Annotated in this window: 18 protein-coding genes and 1 pseudogene; 10 read left to right on the top strand and 9 right to left on the bottom strand. The window is 73.7% G+C overall.

The window, feature by feature from the left end; translation table 11 throughout:
* The 4 genes and pseudogenes from E1291_RS25020 to E1291_RS25035 all read right to left on the bottom strand — a co-directional run.
* Positions 1-167: pseudogene (locus tag E1291_RS25020) on the bottom strand (flavodoxin-dependent (E)-4-hydroxy-3-methylbut-2-enyl-diphosphate synthase); the annotation flags it as partial.
* 281 nt (positions 168-448) lie between these two features.
* Entirely contained in the window at positions 449-1,645 is a 1,197-nt protein-coding gene (locus E1291_RS25025) for a M50 family metallopeptidase (RefSeq protein WP_131740428.1), read from the bottom strand.
* A gap of 19 nt (positions 1,646-1,664) precedes the next feature.
* On the bottom strand, positions 1,665-2,915 hold the full coding sequence (dxr, locus tag E1291_RS25030) for a 1-deoxy-D-xylulose-5-phosphate reductoisomerase (protein WP_370771032.1): 1,251 nt from the start codon (positions 2,913-2,915) through the stop codon (positions 1,665-1,667).
* Positions 2,916-3,102: 187 nt separating this feature from the next.
* The gene (locus E1291_RS25035; RefSeq protein ID WP_131740430.1) at positions 3,103-4,227 is read right to left on the bottom strand and encodes a sensor histidine kinase; all 1,125 of its coding nucleotides are present in this window, start codon (positions 4,225-4,227) and stop codon (positions 3,103-3,105) included.
* 235 nt (positions 4,228-4,462) lie between these two features.
* On the opposite strand from E1291_RS25035, the gene E1291_RS25040 reads away from it, so the two are divergent.
* The gene (locus E1291_RS25040) at positions 4,463-4,798 is read left to right on the top strand and encodes a hypothetical protein (RefSeq protein ID WP_131740431.1); all 336 of its coding nucleotides are present in this window, start codon (positions 4,463-4,465) and stop codon (positions 4,796-4,798) included.
* 248 nt (positions 4,799-5,046) lie between these two features.
* On the opposite strand, the gene E1291_RS25045 is transcribed toward E1291_RS25040, so the two are convergent.
* Positions 5,047-6,285 (bottom strand): extracellular solute-binding protein, encoded by a 1,239-nt coding sequence (locus E1291_RS25045; protein WP_131740432.1) that lies wholly within the window; start codon positions 6,283-6,285, stop codon positions 5,047-5,049.
* A 524-nt stretch (positions 6,286-6,809) separates the two neighbouring features.
* Positions 6,810-7,157: a hypothetical protein gene (locus E1291_RS25050; RefSeq protein WP_131740433.1), complete on the bottom strand. Its 348-nt coding sequence runs from the start codon at positions 7,155-7,157 to the stop codon at positions 6,810-6,812.
* 397 nt (positions 7,158-7,554) lie between these two features.
* Here E1291_RS25050 and E1291_RS25055 point away from each other — a divergent pair, with 397 nt between their 5' ends.
* Entirely contained in the window at positions 7,555-9,201 is a 1,647-nt protein-coding gene (locus E1291_RS25055) for a hypothetical protein (protein ID WP_131740434.1), read from the top strand.
* A gap of 2 nt (positions 9,202-9,203) precedes the next feature.
* Here E1291_RS25055 and E1291_RS25060 read toward each other — a convergent pair whose 3' ends face one another.
* Together E1291_RS25060 and E1291_RS25065 are read right to left on the bottom strand one after the other, a co-directional pair.
* Positions 9,204-10,718 carry a CoA-acylating methylmalonate-semialdehyde dehydrogenase gene (locus E1291_RS25060; RefSeq protein WP_131740435.1) on the bottom strand — a complete coding sequence of 505 codons (1,515 nt, stop codon included), beginning with the start codon at positions 10,716-10,718 and terminating at the stop codon, positions 9,204-9,206.
* Between the two features lie 73 nt (positions 10,719-10,791).
* Positions 10,792-12,057 (bottom strand): aspartate aminotransferase family protein, encoded by a 1,266-nt coding sequence (locus E1291_RS25065; RefSeq protein ID WP_131740442.1) that lies wholly within the window; start codon positions 12,055-12,057, stop codon positions 10,792-10,794.
* 243 nt (positions 12,058-12,300) lie between these two features.
* On the opposite strand from E1291_RS25065, the gene E1291_RS25070 reads away from it, so the two are divergent.
* The 6 genes from E1291_RS25070 (at position 12,301) to E1291_RS25095 (ending at position 18,543) form a co-directional block, all read left to right on the top strand.
* The gene (locus E1291_RS25070) at positions 12,301-13,920 is read left to right on the top strand and encodes a PucR family transcriptional regulator (protein ID WP_131740436.1); all 1,620 of its coding nucleotides are present in this window, start codon (positions 12,301-12,303) and stop codon (positions 13,918-13,920) included.
* Positions 13,921-14,045: 125 nt separating this feature from the next.
* On the top strand, positions 14,046-14,669 hold the full coding sequence (locus E1291_RS25075; RefSeq protein WP_131740443.1) for a Uma2 family endonuclease: 624 nt from the start codon (positions 14,046-14,048) through the stop codon (positions 14,667-14,669).
* A gap of 90 nt (positions 14,670-14,759) precedes the next feature.
* Positions 14,760-15,539 (top strand): alpha/beta hydrolase, encoded by a 780-nt coding sequence (locus tag E1291_RS25080; protein ID WP_131740437.1) that lies wholly within the window; start codon positions 14,760-14,762, stop codon positions 15,537-15,539.
* 394 nt (positions 15,540-15,933) lie between these two features.
* Positions 15,934-17,070, top strand: a complete 1,137-nt coding sequence (locus E1291_RS25085) for a carboxylate-amine ligase (protein ID WP_131740438.1) — start codon at positions 15,934-15,936, stop codon at positions 17,068-17,070.
* A 34-nt stretch (positions 17,071-17,104) separates the two neighbouring features.
* Positions 17,105-17,800, top strand: coding sequence for a class I SAM-dependent methyltransferase (locus E1291_RS25090; protein WP_131740439.1), 696 nt, complete (start codon positions 17,105-17,107; stop codon positions 17,798-17,800).
* Positions 17,797-18,543 carry an SDR family oxidoreductase gene (locus E1291_RS25095; protein WP_131740440.1) on the top strand — a complete coding sequence of 249 codons (747 nt, stop codon included), beginning with the start codon at positions 17,797-17,799 and terminating at the stop codon, positions 18,541-18,543. Before E1291_RS25090 ends, E1291_RS25095 begins: the two co-directional genes overlap by 4 nt.
* A 140-nt stretch (positions 18,544-18,683) precedes the next feature.
* On the opposite strand, the gene E1291_RS25100 is transcribed toward E1291_RS25095, so the two are convergent.
* The gene (locus E1291_RS25100) at positions 18,684-19,250 is read right to left on the bottom strand and encodes a helix-turn-helix transcriptional regulator (protein ID WP_131740441.1); all 567 of its coding nucleotides are present in this window, start codon (positions 19,248-19,250) and stop codon (positions 18,684-18,686) included.
* A gap of 210 nt (positions 19,251-19,460) precedes the next feature.
* On the opposite strand from E1291_RS25100, the gene E1291_RS25105 reads away from it, so the two are divergent.
* Both E1291_RS25105 and E1291_RS25110 read left to right on the top strand, forming a co-directional pair.
* Entirely contained in the window at positions 19,461-20,699 is a 1,239-nt protein-coding gene (locus E1291_RS25105) for a hypothetical protein (protein ID WP_131740444.1), read from the top strand.
* Between the two features lie 77 nt (positions 20,700-20,776).
* A partial coding sequence (locus E1291_RS25110) for a protein kinase domain-containing protein (RefSeq protein ID WP_165495276.1) occupies positions 20,777-22,303 on the top strand: 1,527 nt, incomplete at its 3' end.

The following is a 22,303-nucleotide window of genomic DNA, read 5'->3' on the forward strand; positions in this document are numbered from 1 at the left end:
GCGGTCAGCGTGGTGGTCATCGACTGCACCGAGACCGGGGCGTCCCCGCCCACCGGCACCGCACCGACCATGATCTGACGGGACCGGCGGCGCTCGGCGATCGGCGGCGGCGCGCCCGCCCCGTCACCCTCACCGCGGATCGTCGGAATTCCCAGTGAAACGCTCATCCCACTCCTCTGACTCGCCTCTGCTCACCCCGGGAGAAACGGTCTCCGGCGCCCGGGAGGCGTTCCACGTCCCCCCACCGGCGTGCGGATCGGGCGATTTGCCCCCGTTCGCCCTCGTCACACCGTCCATTCGACGGGCCCGCCCGGCTCGTACAAGCCTAGGCGCCTCGGGCGAATGAGGTGACGGCGACCGGTACGCAATAGTGTGACCCCTCCACTACGGTGCGTAAACCTTCTGAACCATTGCGGGTGATCGAGCCGGAGACGGCGTCCGGGCGGGCTCACCGCGGAAGCGTGAGCGGATTCACGAGATCGGCGAGGATCAGCAGCACCCCGAGCCCGACGAGGAGCAGGAGGACGAAGTAGGTGACGGGCAGGAGCTTCGCCATGTCGACCGTGCCCGGATCAGGCCGGCCGCGTGCGCGGGCGACACGCGCGCGGGCGCGCTCGTAGGCGACCACGGCGAGGTGCCCTCCGTCCAGAGGAAGGAGGGGCAGCACGTTGAGCGCGCCTAGGAAGATGTTCACCGAAACGACCAGCGACAGATACAAGGCGAGCTTGTCCCTGGCGGAACTCCGCATGGAGAAGATCTGCCCGGACAGCTCCGTCGCCCCGACGACGCTGCCGACCTGCCCGCCGCGCGTGCTCTCCCGCTCGGGAGAGAACAGCTTGGGGACCGCCGAGGGCAGGTCCACGGCAATCCGGCCGATTCCGGCGAGGGCCGTGCCCATGCCGCGCGCCGCGAAGACCCCGGCGTTGAGCGGCCCCGTCCGCTCGTAGCCCTGGCCGACGACCCGGGCGGACACTCCCGCGAACGGCCGGCCGCCCACGTCCGCGAGCCGCATCCGCAGGGTCAGCGGGGCCGGCGCGCCGGGCCGGGCGACGACCACGGGCACGGTCTGGCCGGGCCGCGCGGCGCCGATCGCGTCGCGCAGCCCGGCCCAGTCGCTGACGCGGGCCCCGCCGAACTCCGTCACGCGGTCTCCCGCGCGCAGCCCGGCGAGGGCGGCCGGCGAACGCGGCCGCCCCGCGCACCCCTCCCCCACGCGGCCGGGCACGCACTCCGAGACCTCGTCGACCGTGTTCGTCACCGTGCCGGGTTCGCGGACCCCGACGGTCATCGCCATCACCATCAGCAGCAGGAACGCGAACGCGAAGTTGGCGGCGACCCCCGCGATGATGACGACCGCCCGGCGTCCGGCCGGCTGCCGGTAGAACGCGCGGGCGCGATCCCGTGGCGCGATCTCCTCCAGCGGCGTGTAACCCACGATCTTGACGAAGCCGCCCAGGGGCACGGCCTTGACGCCGTACTCGGTCTCGCCCGCGCGCCGCGACCACAGCGTCGGCCCGAAGCCGACGAAGTACTGCGTGGCCTTCATCCCGAACCGGCGGGCGGTGAGCAGGTGCCCGCCCTCGTGCAGCATGACCGACACCAGCAGCGCCACGACGAAGGCGGCGGCACCGAGGAGAAAGGCCATCGGGCCCCCAGGGGCTCGGTCAGCTCGTTCCGGTCAGTTCCCTGGCCCGGGTCCGGGCCCACGCGTCGGCGGCGAGGACGTCGTCCAGGGTCAGCGCTATGCCCGCGCCGGCCCCGTTCACACCGGTCCCGTCACCACCGGCCTCGCCCGTGCCCGCGCCACTGTCGCCGCCTCCGGTGACGGTGTGCTCGTCCATGACCCGCGTGATCGTGTCGACGATTCCGAGGAAGGGCAGCCGGCCCGCGCGGAACGCCTCGACGCACTCCTCGTTCGCCGCGTTGTACACCGCCGGGGCCGTGCCCCCGAGGCGCCCGGCGTGGCGGGCCAGCGCGACCGCGGGGAACGCCTCGTCGTCGAGGGGGAACAGCTCCCAGGTGTGGGACTTGGTCCAGTCCAGGCCGGGCGCCGCGTCCGGGACGCGGTCGGGCCATTCCATGCCGAGCGCGATCGGGAGCCGCATGTCGGGGGGGCTCGCCTGGGCGAGCGTGGACCCGTCGATGAACTCGACCATCGAGTGGATCACCGACTGCGGGTGCACCATGACCTCGATCCGGTCCATCGGGACGTCGAAGAGCAGGTGCGCCTCGATGACCTCCAGCCCCTTGTTGACCAGCGTCGCCGAGTTGATCGTGACGACGGGGCCCATGTCCCAGGTGGGGTGGTCCAGCGCCTCCTCCAGCGTGACGCCGGCCAGGTCGGCGCGGGTGCGGCCGCGGAACGGGCCGCCGCTCGCGGTCAGCACGAGGCGCCGGACCTCGGCGGCCCGGCCGCCGCGCAGGCACTGGGCGAGGGCGGAGTGCTCGGAGTCGACCGCGACGATCTGCCCCGGCCTGGCCCGCCGCTTCACCAGCGGGCCGCCCATGATGAGCGACTCCTTGTTGGCCAGCGCGAGGGTCCGGCCGGCGTCCAGGGCGGCGAGCGTGGAGGCCAGCCCGAGCGCCCCCGTCACCCCGTTCAGGACGACGTCGCACCGCCACGCCGCGACCTCGGCGACGGCCTCCGGGCCCGCCACGATCTTCGGGATCGCGTAGTCGCCCGCCGCGTAGCCGCGCCGCTTGGCCTCGGCGTAGAACGCCAGCTGCAGCTCCTGCGCCGCGGACGCCTTGGCGACGGCGACGATCTCGGGACGGAACTCCAGCGCCTGCTCGGCCAGCAGCCCCACCCGCCCGCCGCCCGCGGCCAGGCCGGTGACCCGGAACCGGCCGGGGTTGCGCCGGATCACGTCGAGGGCCTGGGTGCCGATCGAACCGGTGGAGCCGAGCACGACGATGTCGCGGGAGGCGCCGGCGCGCGAGACGCCGGCGTCGGGAGCGCCCTCCCTGGCGGCGATGTCACGGGAGGCGGAGCCGGGAGCGGAGGCTGATGGAGACGTCACCGCTCCATTGTCGGGCATTCCCAAGGTCAGGTGCGGGCGTCGGGTCAAGTGCCGGCGCCGGGGTCGGGGGCGGGGTCGGGGATCACCCGCTCGCGTCCCCGTTCCCGTACCGCAGCGGGAGGCGCAGGACGAGCCGGGCGCCGTGCGCGGTGTCGGCGACGTAGAGCCGGCCGCCGTGCCCGACCGCGATCTCCCGCGCGATGGCCAGGCCGAGGCCGCTGCCGCCGGCGGCGCGGTCGCGCGCGGTGTCGAGGCGGCTGAAGCGCTCGAAGATGCGGTCGCGGTCGGCGGGCGGAACGCCCGGCCCGTCGTCGCGCACCTCCACGACCGCCTCCGCGCCCTCCCCGCGCACCTCGACCTCGATCGTCGCGACGGCGTGCCGCTCGGCGTTGGCGAGCAGGTTGAGCAGGACGCGCGAGAGCTGGAGGCGGTTGGCCTCGACGCCGACGCCGGACTCGACCTTGGCCGTGACCGGCACCGGCGGCGCGCGGTGCGCCAGCTCGCCCTCGACCAGCGCGCCGAGGTCGATCCGCTCACGGGCCGGCTCCTCGCCGGAGTCCATCCGGGCGAGCGCGAAGAGGTCCTCGACGATGCGATGCAGCCTTTCGGTGTCGCGCAGGGAGTACCGCAAGGTCTCCACGAGGTCGGCCTCGGCCGGGTCGACGAGGGCCAGTTCGATCCGCGCCCGCAGCCCGGTGAGGGGAGTGCGCAGCTCGTGCGAGGCGTCGGCGATGAACGCGCGGCGCCGTACGGCCGCGTCCTCCAGGCGGTCAAGGACGGCGTTCATCCGGTGGGCGAGCCCGGCGGACGGGTCGCCGGGCGTCTCGTCCAGCCGGCGGCCGAGGTCGGCGGTGAGGATCTCGTCCAGCTCCGCCTCGAACTCCTCCAGCGGGCGCAGGACGCCTCCCGCCGCGTGCCAGGCGCTCCAGGCGACCAGCGGCAGCGCGACCGCGCACAGGGCCGCCGTGGCAGCCGCCAGGGAGGTGTCGTGGTGGGGCCCGATGAGCACGCGCAGGACACCGGCCGTCACGATGCCCGCGACCACCAGCAGGGAGCCGACCAGGCCCGTCGCCACCAGCGTCACGCGCGCCCGCGTGGGGCGCCGCACGTGCGGCCGGACGCGCGGCATGGCGTTCCGGACCGACATGTCTCCTTTGTACGCAGCAATCATCCAAAGAACGGCAAAGTGCCCCTTCTTGGACCGCATAGCCCGGTCGCGAAGATCAGCGGACCGGCGCGGTAACGGCGACGCGGAAGGGAGCGACGACCCGCGAACACGGGACCGGCCTCGGATGAGCACGGCGGCGGGGCCCCTGACGGGCAGGCGCGGCGGCGCGGCGGCGAGCCTTTGCCGCCCTTTTCACCTGCGCTAACAGGGACAACAAACTGGCCCGCTTATAAAGGAGTGACGTGAAGTCGACTCCCGCCAGGGGGATGGGGACATGGGCCAGACGGGCGAGCCGACGATCGACCCGGGCGTTCTCGACAACGCTCAGCGCCGGGGCGTCGCCTGCGTCGTCTGCCGCAAGAGATGGCCCCGGCCGCGCGTCCGCGTCGGCCGCCTGCCGGACTCGTCCGGGGTGTTCGCGTGCGCCGAGTGCGCACCCGCCCCGCCGGCACCCCGCGAACCGCGGGGCCCACGGGAGTCGGCCACGGACGCCGGGCCGCCGGTCGGGGAGCCGGCACCGGCGCGGACGGCGGCGTTCGGCGCCGCCGTGGAGGTCTCTCCAGGGAGAAGGGTGACCTGGGCGTTCGGGGGGAAGCCCGGGACCACCTGAGAGGCGCGCCCGGCTGGGGGCGGCCGGGCGCGCCCGTTTATTGCAATCCCGGCCCACTTCGCTCGCCTGGCGGCTCGCTTCGTGACCGGGCTTGTGCGAGCGCGAATCGCTTCGCGATCTTCCCGCCGGGGCTCGCCTCCGGCATCGCCCCGCCGGTCAGGTAGCGCGCTCGCCTGACGGCTGAGGTCACCTGTTGAGCGGGCCCTGATTCTGGGGATCCGGCTAGGGGTGCGCTGCGGGGCCATGCTCTAGGGCTTGGCCGGGGACGGGCGGGCAGGGTCCGTCAGTGTTTTCGTGGACTCGATCCATGTCTTCGTCCACTCCGCGTAGTCGGTGCAGTCCGACCTGTCGGAGTCGCCGCCGCATTCCTTCGCGGGCGTGTGCGCGAAGACGACCTTGTCGAGGTACGCGCGGTCGCCGACGTGGTAGGCGCTGCAGAACCCGGGCTTCAGCCGGTCGCCCGAGCACGCCTGGGGGTTGGCGGGCGCGACGCCCGTCCATTCGGCCACCTGCTGCTGGACGTCCGGTGAGGCCGTCCACTGGAGCCACTGGTACATGCAGTTGGGGTGCTGTACGCGCGCGCCGATCATCCAGGCGTTCATCCAGCCGGTCACGCCCTCGGACGGGACGACCCCCTGGACGGGCTTGGACGCCCGGGTCAGCACGTCCACCTGGTAGGGCCACGCCTCACCGAGCACGGCCTCTCCCCCGGCGAACGCGCTGACGGCGTCGGAGGGCGTCTCCCAGTACCGCTTGACGTGGGGACGCTGCTTGGCCAGGACGCGTCCGGCGGCGGCGAGCTGCTTGGCGGTCAGCGAGTACGGGTCGGTGATCTTGAGCTTGCGGTCCCGGCCCTTGAGGTAGAGGGCCGCCTCGGCGATCGACAGCGGGCTGTCGCGCATGATGAGCCGCCCCGAGTACCGGCGGGTCTCCTCGGGCGCGAACAGCGCGGCCCAGCTGTCCGGCGCCTGGACGGCCCGGGTGTCGTACATGAGCAGGTTGGAGCCCCACACGTGCGGCACGCCGTAGTACTTGCCGTCGCGCTTGAGCAGGGCCCGCAGCCTCGGCTCCAGCTTCTTGTACCCGTCGACCAGGCTGGTGTTCACGGGCGTGGCCTGGTGGTCGGCGATGAGCTGCCCGGCGACCTCGGGCGGCGCGGCGACGCCGTCGTAGCGGCGGTTCCGGTCGTGCATGAGGTCGCCGGCCTCCCGGGGGGTCCGGGCGACCTTCCAGTCGATCTTGCAGCCGGTGCGCTTCTGGAACGGGGTGACCCAGTCGACGCGGGGGTCGCTGCCACCGCTCTCGAGGGTGCCCGGCAGCGCCACGAGGTTGAGGGAGCCCTCTCCCGGGCCGAGGGTGCTGGCGACCTGGACGGTGCCGACCGGGCGCTCGTCGTCGCTGCAGGCGGCGAGACCGGCGGCCACCGTGACCGCGGCCACCGCAAGCGCCGTCATCGCCCTGGCCCGCGCCGTGGCCGTCAGCCGCATGTCGCTCCCGATCCCTCCGGCGGGCCGTACCCCCTCGCGATCGGCCCCGTCGGCGCAGCGTAGCGCCTCCTGATCCGCCGGGCGGCCGGGACCCGGCCCAGAACGGCGGCGTACGAGGACCGTCGCCGACCTTCACATCACGGTGGGCACCAGAACGCGAGTTTTTCGACGGTGGAGGGAAACTTTCCCGCCGAGTCGCTGCGACCGGACCGAGAAAGACGAAAGATCATGAGTTCCGGGCGCCTCCGGACGCACGCACCCGGCTTCGGGCGGCCATTAATGGGCCATTCGGAAAGATGCTCGGGAGGCCCTGGGAAACACGGAGCGCCGACTTATAGCACATCGCTTCTTCGGTGAGATTCCCATCGGGCCGGCGGGTTAGACCGCACGGCCCCGGGGGGCAGCGGGTGCTGGCGTCCGCGCCATACACGGAGGTTACTGGAGAGGGATATGGCGCGGGCTGGCTGCCCTTTCCCGGGGCCGCGGCGGCACCGGTGGACGTGGCGAGGTGGGGAACAGCGGTTTCATCGTGCGGTGCTGCCTGGCCACGCGATCACCGGCATCCGGCCGGACCGCGGCGGTGTGACGCCCTCGAGACGGAGGAGGTTCGAGGGACGCCGCGCGTCCTGCCGGGGCTCGCGGGACGGCCGTCGGCCGTCGTGGTGCAGAGGTCGTGCCCGTCCGGAGTACTCCACCACCTCGATCCGTGCGATGAGCAGCTGCGGGGTCTCGGCCTCCAGGAACTCGGCCACGCCGGCGCGACGGGGCGGCAATGCCCACCAGTGCCCGGTGTGCCGGCCGAACCATATGGTCCAGCCCGGAAAACGCCTCCCGAGCGCGTCGACCTCCGCGGCGTGGTCGTCAGCAGTCATGTGCGCGGCTCCCTGGCGGCGGACCCCGCGGTCACGGCCCGGACTCCGAACCTGACCTTTTATATTTCGTACCATTAAATTGCGATACACAGATTGTGTCGCTCATCACAGGGTCAGTCAATAGTTGTAGCTATTATTTGTCGGAGCGGGGCCGACGAAAATCAACAACGAAAGCGACAAAGCGGTAGAAAGTCTCAAACACCACCAGACCAGCCCGTTCTCACCCTCGGCCCACCGTGGCTCACGGCCCGCAACCCGACGTTCACCCCGCGGACACTCCGGCCGCCTAGCATGATCGTCCTTGTCACCATGGATCTGGACGAGGCGGTTCCGCGTGCCTTCACGGCTTTCCGCGGCCTTCACGGCAATCTGGGCGTTTCGTCCCTACCTCCGGCACGTGCCCTTCCTCTTGGCACTGCTCGGCGGGGCGGCCCTGCGCTGGACGGCCACCAGGGCCTATCCCCAAGGGCTCTGGTTCACGGGCGACTCCTACTTCTACGTAGGACACGCCCTGTCAGGGGTGCCGTCGCCCAGCAAGACGTCGGGCTACTCCTTCATGCTGCAGCTCATGGAGCCGCTGCACAGCCTGAAGGCCGTCGTGGTCGCGCAGCACCTCATGGGTCTCGCCATCGCGGTGATGGCCTACGCCGTCCTGTGCCGGGCGCGCCTGCCCGCCTGGGCCGCCGCGATCGTCACCGTGCCGATCCTGTTCGACGCCTACGAGATCGAACTCGAGCACCTGCTGATGTCGGAGGCGCTGTTCACCTTCTGCATCGCCGCGGGGCTCACGCTGCTGCTGTGGCGCGTGCACGGCGAGAAGGCGGGCGCCACCTGGTGGCTGGCCCTGCCCGCCGGGCTGCTGCTCGGCTACGCGGTGCTCGTGCGGTCCGCGGGCGCCCCGCTCATCCCGCTGATCCTGCTGTGCCTGCTGCTGCGCCGCCGCGGCTGGCGTCCCGCGCTCGCGTTCGGCATGGCCGCCGCCGTCCCCCTGGTCGCCTACGCCATGTGGTACCACGACCACCGCGGCGTCTACGGGCTGACCTCGGCCGACGGCATCTACCTGTGGGGACGGACGGCGTCCTTCGCCGACTGCGCCAAGATCAAGCCGCCGTCCAACGAGGAGGCCCTCTGCCTGGACGCGGCGACGAAGGCCGAGAACGACCCGCCCGGCCACCTCATCTGGCGCAACGACATCCCGCCCCGCGTGATCTTCGAGAGCGTCGTCGCCCCGGAGGCGAACGCGACGCTGCGGGACTTCTCGATCCGCGCGATCCTCGCCCAGCCCGGCGACTACCTCGACACGGTCGCCCGCGGCGTCGGCAAGGCGTTCAGCTCGCACCGCTACCCGACCCCGACGGCGGCGACCGAGGGGCTGTACCACTTTCCCGACCGGGCGCAGCTCTTCCCCGGCGGGCTCGGCTGGTCGGGCAAGGGCGGCACCGCGCTGTCGGACGCGATGCGCTACGGCCGCACCGACACCCCGAGCCGGGTCGTCCAGCCGCACGCCGACCGCATGATCGACTACCAGGAGCGCTACTACCTGCCGGGCCCCGCGCTCGGTGTGCTGTTCGGGCTCGGCGCCGCGGGCGTACTGCTCGCCCGGCGGCGGCGGCGCGAGGTGCTGATGGTCTGGGCCGGCGCGGTGACGCTGCTGGTCTTCCCCATCGCCAGCGCCGACTTCGACTACCGCTACGTGGTGCCCACCATGCCGTTCGCGTGCCTGGCCATCGGCCTCGCCCTCTCGGCGTTCCGCGCGCGGGGGCCGGGCGAGGCCACCGTGCCGGCGCTGGGCACGCCCGACCCGGCGGACACCACCGAGGACGGCGACCCCGCCGGGCCGGATGACGGCGGCGCGGCGGAGGAGCCCGACGAGCCCGGCGAGGAAGGGGCCGGCGGCGAGCGGGCGGCCGGTCGTGACGAGCCGTCCGGCGACGACCGCGGCGGGAACGAGGACGAGAAGGACGACGCCGACGCCGACGGGGACGCGGAGCGGGAGCCGGAGCACGTCCCCGGCAAGCCCGCCGACGCCCCCGCCGGCGCCTGATCTCAGCCGTTGGTGGGGAACCCGAGGTTCAGGCCGCCGTGGCTCGGGTCCAGCCAACGCGCCGTGACGGCCTTCGTCCGGGTGTAGAAGTGGACGCCCTCCGTCCCGTGCGCGTGGCTGTCACCGAACAGTGACGCCTTCCAGCCGCCGAAGGAGTAGTACGCCATCGGCACCGGGATCGGCACGTTGATGCCCACCATCCCGACCTCCACCTCGTTCTGGAAGCGGCGCGCCGCCCCGCCGTCGTTGGTGAAGATCGCGGTGCCGTTGCCGTACGGGTTGGCGGAGATCAGCGCCATGGCCTCGTCGTAGGAGCCCGCCCGCACGACCGACAGCACCGGGCCGAAGATCTCGTCCCGGTAGGCGTCCATCTCCGGGGTGACGCGGTCGAGGACGGACGGCCCGAGCCAGAAGCCGCCGTCCCCGCCGCCGAGCACGGGCGTGCCGCGCCCGTCGACGGCGAGCTCGGCGCCCTGCGCGACGCCCCCGTCGAGGTAGGAGGCGACCTTGTCGCGGTGCTCGCGGGTGACCAGTGGCCCCATCTCCGACTCGGGGTGGTCACCGGGGCCGACCTTCACCCGGGCGACCCGCTCGCGCACCTTGGCCACCAGCTCGTCGCCAACGGGGTCGACGGCGACCACGACGGAGATCGCCATGCAGCGCTCCCCCGCCGAGCCGAAGCCCGCCGACACGGCGGCGTCGGCCGCGAGGTCCAGGTCGGCGTCGGGCAGCACCACCATGTGGTTCTTCGCGCCGCCGAGAGCCTGGACGCGCTTGCCCTCTCGCGCGGCGGTCTCGTAGATGTAGCGGGCGATCGGGGTGGAGCCGACGAAGCTGACCGCCTTGACGTCGGGGTGGTGCAGCAGCCCGTCCACGGCGGCCTTGTCACCGTGCAGGACGTTGAACACCCCGTCCGGCAGCCCGGCCTCGGCCCACAGCTCGGCGATCCGCACCGACGCCGACGGATCCTTCTCCGACGGCTTGAGCACGAACGTGTTGCCGCACGCGATCGCCACCGGGAACATCCACATCGGGACCATCGCCGGGAAGTTGAACGGGGTGATCCCGGCGACGACGCCGAGCGGCTGCAGGATCGAGTACGCGTCCACCCGGGTCGACACGTTCTCCGAGAACCCGCCCTTGAGCAGGTGCGGGATGCCGCAGGCGAACTCGACGACCTCCAGGCCGCGGGCGACCTCGCCCGCCGCGTCCGAGACGACCTTGCCGTGCTCGGCCGAGATCAGCCGCGCGATCTCGTCGCGGTGCTCGGTGAGCAGCTCGCGGAACCGGAACAGGACCCGCGCCCGCCGGCTGAGGGAGGCGTCGCGCCAGGCGGGGAACGCGTCCCTGGCCGCCGCCACGGCCGCCTCGACCTCCGCCTCGGCGGCGAAGTCGACGGTCCCGGCGACGCGGCCGGTGGCGGGATCGTAGATGTCGCCGGTACGCGCGGGCGGCGCGCCGTCGTAGGGCTTGCCGCCGATCCAGTGGGTGACGTGCTTGGCAGGGGTGTCGCTCATGTCCTCGGCTCTCACAATGCTGTTCTCACGGGGCGTCCCGTGCGGTGGTTCGGTGCGGTGGACGGCCGGCGTCTCATCCGGCGGCGGCCCCGTCGACCGCCTCGAGGGAGTCGACGAGGATGCCGAGGCCCTCGGCGGCCTCGGCGTCGGTCAGGGTCAGCGGCGGCGCCATGCGCACGACGTTGCCGTACAGGCCGCCCTTGCCGACCAGCAGCCCGCGCTCGCGGGCGGCCTCCATCAGCGCGGCGGCCAGCGGCGGGCTCGGCTCGCCGGTGCCCGGGTCGGCCAGCTCGACGGCGAACATCAGGCCCTTGCCCCGCACCTCGCGGACGATGGGGAACCGCCCGGCCGCCGCCCGCAGCCCGTCGATGATCGTCGCGCCCTGGCGCGCCGCGTTGGCCTGCAGGTCGTGGTCCAGGACGTAGTCGAGCGTCGCGTTCGCGGCGGCCATGGACAGCGGGTTGCCGCCGAAGGTGGACAGCCCGACCGCGTGCAGGGCGTCCATCAGGTCGCCGCGCGCCACGACGCCGCCGACCGCGAAGCCGTTGCCCAGCCCCTTGGCGAAGGTCATCATGTCGGGCCGGACGCCGTGGTTGTCGATGCCCCAGAAGCCCTGCCCCGTCCGTCCCCAGCCGGTCTGGACCTCGTCGGAGATGAACAGGATCCCGTGCTCGTCCAGGATCTCCTTGTACGCGGCGAAGAGCCCGTCGGGCGCCATCGTGAAGCCGCCGACGCCCTGGATCGGCTCGGCGATCAGCGCCGCCACGTCCCCGCCGGTCGCGGTCGCCAGGACGTGCCGCAGGTCCTGCGCGCAGACGTCGATGTACGCCTCGTCCGACAGGCCCGCGAACTGCGGGAGCGTCCGGTCGGCGCCGTGCAGGAAGTGGACGTTCAGCGGCGAGTACGACACGTTCGTCCACGCCCGGTTGCCGGTGACGCCGACCGCGCCGAACGAGCGGCCGTGGTAGCTCTGCCGCAGCGCGAGCACCTGGTCGCTGCGGCGCGCGTAGGCGGCCAGCAGCAGCGCCGTCTCGTTGGCCTCGGTGCCGGAGTTGGCGAAGAACACCTTCGCGTCCGGGATGCCGGACAGCCGGGAGATCTTCTCGGCCAGCTCGACCTGCCCGCGCAGCAGGTAGGCGGTGGAGGTGTGCACGACGCCGGTGGCGAGCTGGCGCTCCACCGCCTCGCGCACCTCGGGCACGTCGTAGCCGATCATGTTGGTGAGGATGCCGGTGAAGAAGTCGAGGTAGCCGCGCCCCTCGGCGTCGGTGACCCGGCTGCCCTTGCCGGTGGCGATCTCGATCGGGGCCGCGTAGTTCAGCGCCAGCCAGGACGGCATGACCGCCCGGTGGCGCTGGAGCAGGGCCGCGTGCGAGGAACTCTGGGATGGGCTCACGGAAACCACTTTGGCACGGTCCAATCAGTCGCGTTCCGGCGAGGCGTCCTTCGCCCCTCTCCAGTCTCGTTCGCCGTGACCTCCCGAGACCACCCGCACAGTGTCAGGACCGGACGCCATCCGTTGACGGACTGCTGGGCGACGTCCCAGCTCATGGGGCGGTCCGTCCGGATATCATCGCGGCTGATGCTGCCTACTCTCGACGACGTGCTCCAGCTCGACGCGGTCCGCCGCGGCCAGCCGCGCGTCGTCGCGGGCGCCGACCGCACCGGCAACCGCGTCCGCTGGGTGCACGTCGCCGAGGTCACCGACATCGCCCACCTGCTGCACGGCGGCGAGCTGGTGCTGACCACCGGGATCGCCCTGCCCGACGAGCCCGCCCGGCTGCGCGCCTACATCACCGAGCTGGCCGAGGTCGGCGTCAGCGGGCTGATGATCGAGCTGGGCCGCCGCTACGCCAGCGTCCTGCCGCCCGCCCTCGTCGCCGCCGCCGAGGACCACGGGCTCCCGGTGGTCGTCCTCGCGCACGAGCCGGCGTTCGTGGACATCACCGAGTCGGTGCACGCGCGCATCGTCCAGGATCAGTTCGCCGAGCTCCGCGCGTCCGAGCAGCTCCACGAGATCTTCACCCAGCTCTCGGTCGAGGGCGCCTCCACCGACGAGGTCGTCCGCCAGGTCGCCGCGCTCTGCGGGCACCCCGTCGTCCTGGAGAACCTCGCCCACCAGGTGCTGGCCGCCGACGCCGACGGCGGCGACCCGGCCGAGCTGCTGTCGGCCTGGGAGACGCGCTCGCGCGCCATCCGGCCCGACCAGCGCACCGCCTTCGACGAGGCGTCCGGCTGGCTGGTGACCACCGTCGGCGCCCGCGGCGAGGACTGGGGACGCCTGATCATCATCATCGGCTCGCCGCCCTCCCCCCGCGAGACGGTGCTGGTCGAACGGGCCGCCACCACGCTCGCCCTCGGCCGGCTGCTCGACCGGCACGCCGAGGGCGTCGAGCGCCAGGCGCACGGGACGATCATCGCCCGGATCCTCACGCACGCCTACGCCGACCCGCAGGAGGCCGCGGCCCGCGCCCGCGCGCTCGGCGTCCCGCTGTCCGGCCGCCGGCTGCTCGGCGCCGTGCTGCGGCACCGCGGCCCCGGCACCTCCGCCCCGCCCGTCGGCGAGCTGTCCCAGCTCGCCGAGACCGCCGCCGCGGCCTGCAAGGACGCCCGCCTCGCCGCCCTGGTCGGCGTCCTGGACGAGGGCGGGCCGCACGCCCGCGTCGGCGTGCTGGCCTCCCTGCCCGCCCGTGCCGACGTGGAGACGGCCCTGCACGACGTCGCGGTCCGCATCCGCAAGCAGTCCGGCGGCGAGACCGTCATGGCCGCCGGCTCCGTCGTCGACTCCATCCGCGACGTCCGCCGCTCCTTCCTGGAGGCCGAGCAGGTCGCCGACGTCGCGTCCCGCGGTTCCGGAAGCCGCCTGTTCTACCGCCTGCCCGACCTGCGCCTGCGCGGGCTGCTTCACCTCCTGCGCGACGACGCCCGGGTCCAGACCTTCGTCGAACGCGAACTCGGCCCGCTCCTGGAATACGACGCCCAGCGGGGCAGCGATCTCACCCGCATCCTGGAGCTCTACCTGGAGTCGGGCCGCAACAAGGCCGTCGCCGCCCAGGGCGCCCACCTGTCCCGCCCCGCTTTCTACGAGCGTCTCCGCCGCATCGAACGCGTCCTGGACGCCGACCTAGACGACGTCGAGTCCTGCGTATCCCTCCATGTCGCCCTACTGGCCCTCAGCTCCGTCCGCTGGGAGCACCCCTGACGAGGATCACGGTTAGTGACTATGGCGATGCGTTGAGCATCCGGTTGCTAACCTCGTCCACACAGCAGGACAAGGTTCACGACGGTTCCGCAGGAGGACGTGTGACGGCACTGGCGGTGGACGACATGCCCGACCCTGAACCGAGGCCCCGCATCGAACGAGTCGAGCAGGAGGCGGACGCCCCGCTTCCCGGCTGGATCATCCCTCCGGAGGGCGGCTTCGTCGCGGAAGATCTCGACCACCTTCCGCAATTGCCCCCTCACACAGAGTTGATCGATGGCAGCATCGTCCTCGTGAGCCCCCAGACCGCCTTCCACATGCTGACCCTCTCCGTCCTGGAGACCGGTCTGCGACGGTGCCTCCCCGAGGATCTCCGCCTCCGCCGGGAGATGACCGTCAAGCTGGGGCGGCGTCAGCGACCCGAGCCCGACCTCCTCGTCCTGCGCGCCGACGGTGTCGCGGGGATGGAGCAGACCACCTTCGAGGCGGAGCACGTGCTCCTGGTCGTGGAGGTCGTCTCCGCCGAGTCGGAACTGCGTGACCGTGATCGCAAGCCGGAGCTCTACGCGCAGGCGGGCATCCCCCACTTCTGGCGGATCGAGAACTCCGGGGGGCAGCCGATGGTCATCGTCTTCGAGCTCGACACGGCCAAGGACGTCTACGTCTCGACCGGCGTTCACCACTACCGGCTGAAGCTGGGCGTCCCGTTCGACATCGACATCGACCTCACCGAGATCGGCCGGCTTTGATCGCCTCCGCCGCACCCGGCCCGCCCGGCTCCCGTTCGCTCGGGCCCGCCCGCACCGGCTCGGCTCGCCCCGGCCCGGACGGCGCGTGACATGACGGACGCGGCGTTGCACGTCCACCGCTACGGGGATCCGGCCGGGACGCCACTGATCGTCCTGCACGGCGTCCAGGCTCACGGCGCGCGGTGGCGGCGGGTCGCCGAGGGGCATCTCGCCGACCGCCTGGTCCTGGCGCCCGACCTGCGCGGGCACGGGCGCTCGCCGCACCGGCCGCCGTGGAGCGTCGAGCGGCACGTCGCCGACGTGCTCGCGGTCATGGACGCCGAGGGCCTCGACCGGGCCGATCTGGCCGGGCACTCCTACGGCGGGCTGATCGCCCTGCACCTGGCGCGGACGGCGCCGCGGCGCGTCCAGCGGCTCGTCCTGCTGGACCCGGCGATCGGGCTCGACCCGGCCACCGCGGCCGCGCGGGCCCGCGACGCCATGATCCCGCGGACGTTCGCGGACGCGGCGCGGGCACGGGCATCGCTGGCCGCCCGGTGGCCCGCGGCGTCGCCGGAGACCCTCGACGACGAGGTGCGCGAGCACCTGGAGCCGGCCCCGGACGGGCGGTCGCGCTGGCGCTTCGAGCCCGCCGCGATCGTGACGGCGTACTCGGAGATGGCCCGCCCGCCGCTGCCGCCGCCCGCCGGCCTGCCCACCCACCTGGTGATCGCGACGCGCTCGGACACGGTACGGCCCGAGTTCATCGTCGCCTGCCGTACCGCGCTCGGCCCCGCTCTCACCATCTCCGAGATCGACACCGGCCACATGCTGTACATCGACGACCCCGCAGGCACCGGAACCCTACTCGCCTCGTGGCCGACCCCCTGACCCCCTCCAGGGACGCACCGCGCGGCGGGACCGGATCGGCTCGTTGGGGACGGCGTCCCGCTCGCTTCCCTGCCGGTCGGCGGGGCGGACCGGCGGCGCGCCGTCGTGGGGCTCTGAGCGGGACGTCCGACGGCGGCCGATCTCGGCCAGGCCCGCGCGAACGCCGCCCCGGGCGGACGGTCCCGTTCCAGGGACGGCCCGCAGAGCCGCGCCGACCGGCCGGGCGGCGGCGCCGAGGGGCCCGTCCTCCCATGTGAGCGCCGCCGGGCGGCCGGAGCGGCGCACGGGACCCGACCAAGCGCTAGGTGCAAGAGGGGCGCGGCCCTCACTTCCCGTGCCGGGCCGTGCGCCCGGCCGACAGGTACACGGGGGCGGCCGGGGCACAACAAGGAGCGTGACCCTTCGCGCAGCGGCGGACGCGCGCACGTTCGGCGTCGAGGAGGAACTGCTCCTCGTCGACCCCGTCAGCGGCGTCCCCCAGGCCGTATCGAGCTCGGTCGTCCGGTTCGCCCGGCGGCACGAGGTCGTCGCCGCCGACGGGCGGCGGCCGGAACCGCTGGACACCGAGTTGCAGCGCGAGCAGATCGAGACGGTCACGCCGGTCTGCGCCGGCCTGGACGACCTCGCCGAGCACGTCCGGTCGGCGCGCCTCGCGGCGGCGCGCGCGGCGGAGGGCGTCGGCGCCGCCGTCGCCGCGCTCGCGACCTCCCCCCTCGCGGTCCGCCCGTCGCTGACCCCCTCGCACCGCTACCGGCGGATGTCGGACGCCTACGGTCCGACCGCCGACGAGCAGCTCACCTGCGGCTGCCACGTCCATGTGGGAGTGGAGTCGCCGGACGAGGGCGTCGCCGTCCTGGACCGGATCCGGCCCTGGCTCGCTCCGCTGCTCGCGCTCAGCGCCAACTCGCCGTTCTGGCAGGGGTCGGACACCGGCTACGACAGCTGGCGGGCGCAGGTCTGGGGACGCTGGCCGTCCACGGGCCCGACCGAGCTGTTCGGCTCGGCCAAGGCGTACCGGGCGACGATCGACGCGATGCTCGACAGCGGGGCGCTCATCGACGAGGGCATGGTCTACTTCGACGCGCGCCTGTCGCGGCACTACCCGACCGTCGAGATCCGCGTGCCGGACGTCTGCCTGGACGTCGGCGACACCGTGCTGATGGCGGCGCTCGTGCGGGCCATGGTCGTGACCGCCGCCGACGCCTGGCGGGCGGGCGATCCGCCGGACCCGATCCGCACCGACCTGCTGCGCCTGGCGATGTGGCGGGCGAGCCGGTCGGGCCTGCGGGAGAACCTGGTCCACCCGCTGACCGGCCGGGCCGCACCGGCGCGCGCGGTACTGCGCGCCCTGCTGGAGCACCTCGGCCCGGCGCTGGACGAGGCGGGCGACCTGGAGGTCGCGACCGGTCTGCTGCGCTACCTGCTCGAACGCGGGAACGGAGCCCAGGTCCAGCGGGCCGTCTACAGCAGGACGCGCGACGTCACCGCCGTCGTGGCCAAGGCCGTCCGCCACACCGTCGTCTCAGGCTGACCCGAGCCGGCGTCCCGCCTCCCACAATCCCCCCATGCCGCCCCCCGCGCCGCGCCTCTTGGACGATGACGCCCTCGAACGGTCGCCCGTGGTGGCCAACTGCGCGATGAACCGTGAGCGGACGCTCGCGGGATACGTCAGGGAGCTGGGCATCGATGTGATCGCCGAGCTCGGGACCGGCCCCGCGCGGTGGCTCGACCTGTGCTGCGGGAGCGGGCGTGCCCTGGTGGAGGCGGCGGGGCGGCTGCCCCCCGACGCCGAGATCATCGGCGTGGACCTGACGGACCACTTCTCACCGGGCGTCCCGCCGCGCACCGTGCGGCTGGTCACCGCCTCGGTGACGGGACGGCTCCCGGAGGGGCCGTTCGACCTGATCACCTGCGTGTACGGGCTGCACTACGTCGGCGACAGACTCGGCGTCCTGACCCGCGCCGCGGCCCTGCTCGGCGAGAACGGCCTGCTCGTCGCCAACTTCGACGCCCGGAGCGTCCGGACGGGCGAGGGCTCCGCGCGCCGCGTCACGGCGGCGCTGAGCCGCGCCGGGTTCGGGTACGACGGGCGGCGCCGCGTGATCTCGGTGCGCGGGCGGTGCGAGCCGGCGCTCGACTACCGCTACCTGGGCGCCGACGACCGCGCCGACCCCAACTACACCGGGCAGGAGGCCGTCGACGCGTTCTACGAACCCGGCGTCCCGGACGGCGGAACGTCCCCGATAGCGTGCGAAGGGTGAACCTTGGACTGAGGGGGCGGCGGGCCGCGGTGGCGGCGGCGAGCAGCGGGCTGGGGCTCGCCGCGGCGCGGACCCTGGCGGCCGAGGGCGCCCGGGTCGCGATCTGCGGGCGCGACCGGGAACGGCTGGGCGCGGCCGCCCGGCGGCTCGGCGAGAACGCCCTGCCGATCATCGCCGACGTCGGCACGCCGGAGGGCGCGACGGCGTTCGTGCGGGAGGCGGAGGACGCGCTCGGCGGCGTCGACATCCTCGTCACCAACGCCGGCGGGCCGCAGCCCGGCGGGTTCGCCTCGACGCCGCTGGAAGCCTACGCGCCCGCCCTGGACCTGAACCTGCTGTCGGTGGTGGCGATGTGCAAGGCCGCCGTGCCGGCGATGCGGACCCGCGGGTGGGGACGGGTGGTGGCGATCACCTCGATCAGCGTCCGGCAGCCGATCCCCACGCTGATCCTGTCGAACACGGCGCGCGCGGGCGCGACCGGCTTCCTCAAGACGCTCGCGCTGGAGGTCGCCAGGGACGGCGTCACCGTCAACTCGCTGCTGCCGGGGTTCCACGCGACCGAGCGGCTGCGCTCGCTGCGCGGCGGCGACTGGGACAAGGTCGCCGCGGAGATCCCGGCGGGCAAGGTCGGCGACCCCGAGGACTTCGGCGCGTTCGTGGCGTTCCTGTGCTCCGAGCAGGCGCGGCACGTGACGGGCAGCGCGATCCCGGTGGACGGCGGCGCCTACACCGGGCTGCTGTAACGGCCGGGGCCGGCCGCGCCTCGCGCCCGCCGATCGGCACGGGCCGACGCGTCCTGGAGAGGGCCTGAAGGCCCGCCCCCAGGACGCGGGCACCGGCTCGCGAAGCGCCGATCACGGCTCGCGCGCGGCTCGGCCTCGGGTCAGGCGGCGGCCGCAGTCGTGCGGCGCTGGAAGGGCAGGTAGTGGTCGGCGCGCCGGTGCCGGGCGAGCAGGCCGGTGGACTCGACCGCGAGGATCCGGTCGAAGCGGAAGGCGCGGACGCCGCGCCGCAGCCGGCACCAGCCGACGAGGTACCAGTGGTCGCGGTGGACGAGGCAGGTGACGGGCTCGACCTCGCGGATCGTGACGTTGGCCCCGGCGTCGCCGTAGCAGAGCCGGACGACCCGGTGCTCGGTGATGGCCGCGGCGACGACCCGGGCGCGGTCGGCCGTGGGGGCGTCGAGGGGCTCGGTGAGGGTGGCCAGGGTGGCGGTGACCACGTCGTCGTGGCCGCCCGCGGGCCCGGCGGGGTCGAGGAGGGCGCGCAGCGCCCGGCGCGCGGTGGTGGCCTGCGGGCCGGTGCCGAGATGGGCGAGGGAGAGAGCGAGCGCGGCGATCTCCGCGGCGGGCAGCGCCACGGCGGGCGCGGCGGGCGGGGCGGAGAGCGCGGTCTGGGTGGCCTGGAGGCCGGCGTGGACGGTCCTGCGGTGCGTCGCGACGTTCGCCATGTTTCGATCATACGTTCGATGACTGACATTTTCGAGGCGTCGGACGTGGCCGGAAGGGGCGCGTGCCCCACGTCGGGAGGGGTCCCGGATCGTCCTCGCCCCCGCGCTTGAGATGGCGACCGCGCATGCGGAAAACTGATGCACCAAACAGGCTCCATCCGGGGGAATCGGGGGCGAATTTGGGTCAGCCGTGGAACCGCGTTGGGTGACATGCCGGCGGGCCGCCCTCCGATGGGCCGGGACGAGGCGGACAGGACGCTCGCCCACCTGCGGGACGAGAAGGAGCGCATCGGCTCCGCGCTGCTGGAGCTCGAGGCCCATCAGGGCTACCGGCTCCTCCAGGGCTCGGCCCTCGAAGGAGAGACTCGCCGTCTCCAGTCCACCGTCCGTTCCCGCATGGCCTCCCTGTGGTCTCTCTTCGACCTGTACGGAGGTGTTCTGGGCGCGGCGGAGGAACTGCGGGCACGGCATTCCCGGCCGGGGCAGGCGCACCTCGCGGAGCTGACCCGTCTGCTCGCCGGGCCGTCGGTGGAGCTGCCCGCGGAGGAGGTGCCGTTGGAGCGGCGGACGCTGCTGTCCGCGCCGTCCGGTGAACGGCTCACCCTCCAGGACGTGGTCGCCCGGATGACCCCGCAGTACCAGGAGGTCGCGCGGATGGTCGCCGGCCTCGACGCGGTGTGGTCGGCGCTGTTGTCGCGGCTCGCCGAGGCGGAGGCGGAGCGGAACGCCGCCGAGACGCTGCTGGACGCGCTCGGCGGGACCGACCCCGTCCTCGCGCGCCTGACGGCCGGTCTCGGCTCCGCCGCCGCGACCGTCCGGTCCGACCCGATGGCGCTGGCCCGCGACGGCCGCGCCGACACCGCCCGGCTGGACGAGCTGCACGCCGCCCTGGTGGAGCGGCGCCGCGCGCTGGAGGAGGCCGACCGGCTCCGCGCCGGGTTCGCCGACCGGCTCCGCGGCATCGCGGTGGTCCTCGACCTGGTGCGCGAGGCGGAGGCCGAGGCGCTCGCCCACCGCGCCGAGGTGCTCGACAAGATCGCCTCCCCGGTGCTCCCGGACGTGCCGCGGCCGGCGGCGGCGCTCACCGACCGGCTCGCCGCGGTGGGCGCGCCGGGCCGCATGGCCGGCGCGGAGGGCGGCTGGCACGACCTCGCGACGCGGGTCGTCGACCTGGAACGGGCGGCGGACGACGCGCTGGCGCGGGTCCGGGAGGCCGGCGGGGTCATCCGCGGCCTGCTGGACCGGCGCGAGGAACTCCGCGGCCGCCTGGAGGCCTACCGGGTGAAGGCCGCCAGGCTCGGCCTCGCCGAAGACACCGAGCTGGCGCGGATCTACGATCGGGCCCGGGGCCTGCTGTGGTCCTCCCCCTGCGATCTGCGCGAGTCCACCGTCACGCTGGCCGGCTACCAGCAGGCCATCTCCTCGCGGACGAACGGAGCTGCACGATGAACCGCCCCCCGACGGCCCCATGCGCGGCGCCGGGCTGCACCGGAACCATTGACGGCGGTTACTGCGTCATATGCGGCATGGCCGCCACGCCGAGCCCCGTCCCCGCACCCGCCGGCCCGCCCCCCTCGAACGCCTGCGCCCAGCCCGGGTGCGGTGGGTCGGTGGTGGACGGTTACTGCGACGTCTGCGGTTCTCCCCCCGTCTCCGCCTCCGCCGCGGGCGCGTCCGGACCGGGCGGCGCCGCCGCGCCCGCGGCCGGACCGGCGCCCGCGGCCGGTCCCGCGCCCGCGGCCGGATCGGTGCCCGACGGCCGGTGCAGGCAGCCCGGCTGTTCCGGCACGATCGTGGACGGCTACTGCGACGTGTGCGGTTCCGCGCCGTCGCAGAGCGCGCCGGTGACGTCGGGACGGACCTCCTCCGGCGTCACGTCGGGCGGCACGGGCCGGACGGGCACCGGCTCGTCGCGCTCGTCCCGCTCGTCCGGGCGGCGCGGCATGCTCGGGTCGGGCCTGGTGGAGGTGCCGCGCGTCCCGTACCGCGACCCGTCCACGGCCGTGATGAGCGACCCCCAGGTGGCCGAGAGCAAGCGCTACTGCAGCAGCTGCGGCGAGCCCGTCGGCCGCAGCCGCGGCGACCGGCCCGGCCGCACGGAGGGCTTCTGCCCCAAGTGCCGCACCGCGTTCTCCTTCACTCCGAAGCTCGGCGCGGGCGACCTGGTCGGCGGGCAGTACGACGTGCTGGGCTGCCTGGCCCACGGCGGCCTGGGCTGGATCTACCTGGCCAAGGACCGCAACGTCAACGACCGGTGGGTGGTGCTGAAGGGCCTGCTGGACAGCGGCGACGCCGACGCGATGGCCGCGGCGGCGGCCGAGCTGGCGTTCCTGGCGACCGTCGAGCACCCCAACATCGTCCGGATCTACAACTTCGTGCAGCACGGCGACGACGGCTACATCGTCATGGAGTACGTCGGCGGGCAATCGCTCAAGGACATCCTGCTCCAGCGGCGCCGCGATTACGGCGAGGAGTCGCTGCCGCTCGTGCAGGCCATCGCGTACGCGCTGGAGGTGCTGCGCGCGTTCGAGTACCTGCACGCGCAGGGGCTCGTCTACTGCGACTTCAAGCCGGACAACGTCATTCAGTCCGAGGAGCAGCTGCGGCTGATCGACCTCGGCGGCGTCCGGCGGCTGGACGACCCGGACGGCGCGATCTACGGCACCGTCGGCTACCAGGCGCCCGAGATCGCCGACGACGGCCCGTCCATCACCTCCGACCTGTACACGGTCGGCCGGACGCTGGCCGTGCTGAGCTTCCCGTTCAAGGGGTACACCCGCGCGTACGCCCACGAGCTGCCGCCGCGGTCGGAGGTGCCGCTGCTGCGGGAGTTCGAGTCCTACGACCGCTTCCTGCGCCGGGCGACGCACCGGGATCCCGCCGCGCGGTTCCAGGACGCGGCGGAGATGGCCGAGCAGCTCACCGGCGTGCTGCGCGAGGTGCTGGCCGCGGGGGACGGCGTCCCCCGGTCCGCGCCGTCCGCGCTGTTCGGCCCGGAGCGGTTCGCCGCCGGCGGCCTCGCCGCCGGCGCGGCCGAGCCCGGCGCGCCGGAC

Source organism: Actinomadura roseirufa (genome assembly GCF_900659635.1).
Classification (GTDB): domain Bacteria; phylum Actinomycetota; class Actinomycetes; order Streptosporangiales; family Streptosporangiaceae; genus Spirillospora; species Spirillospora roseirufa.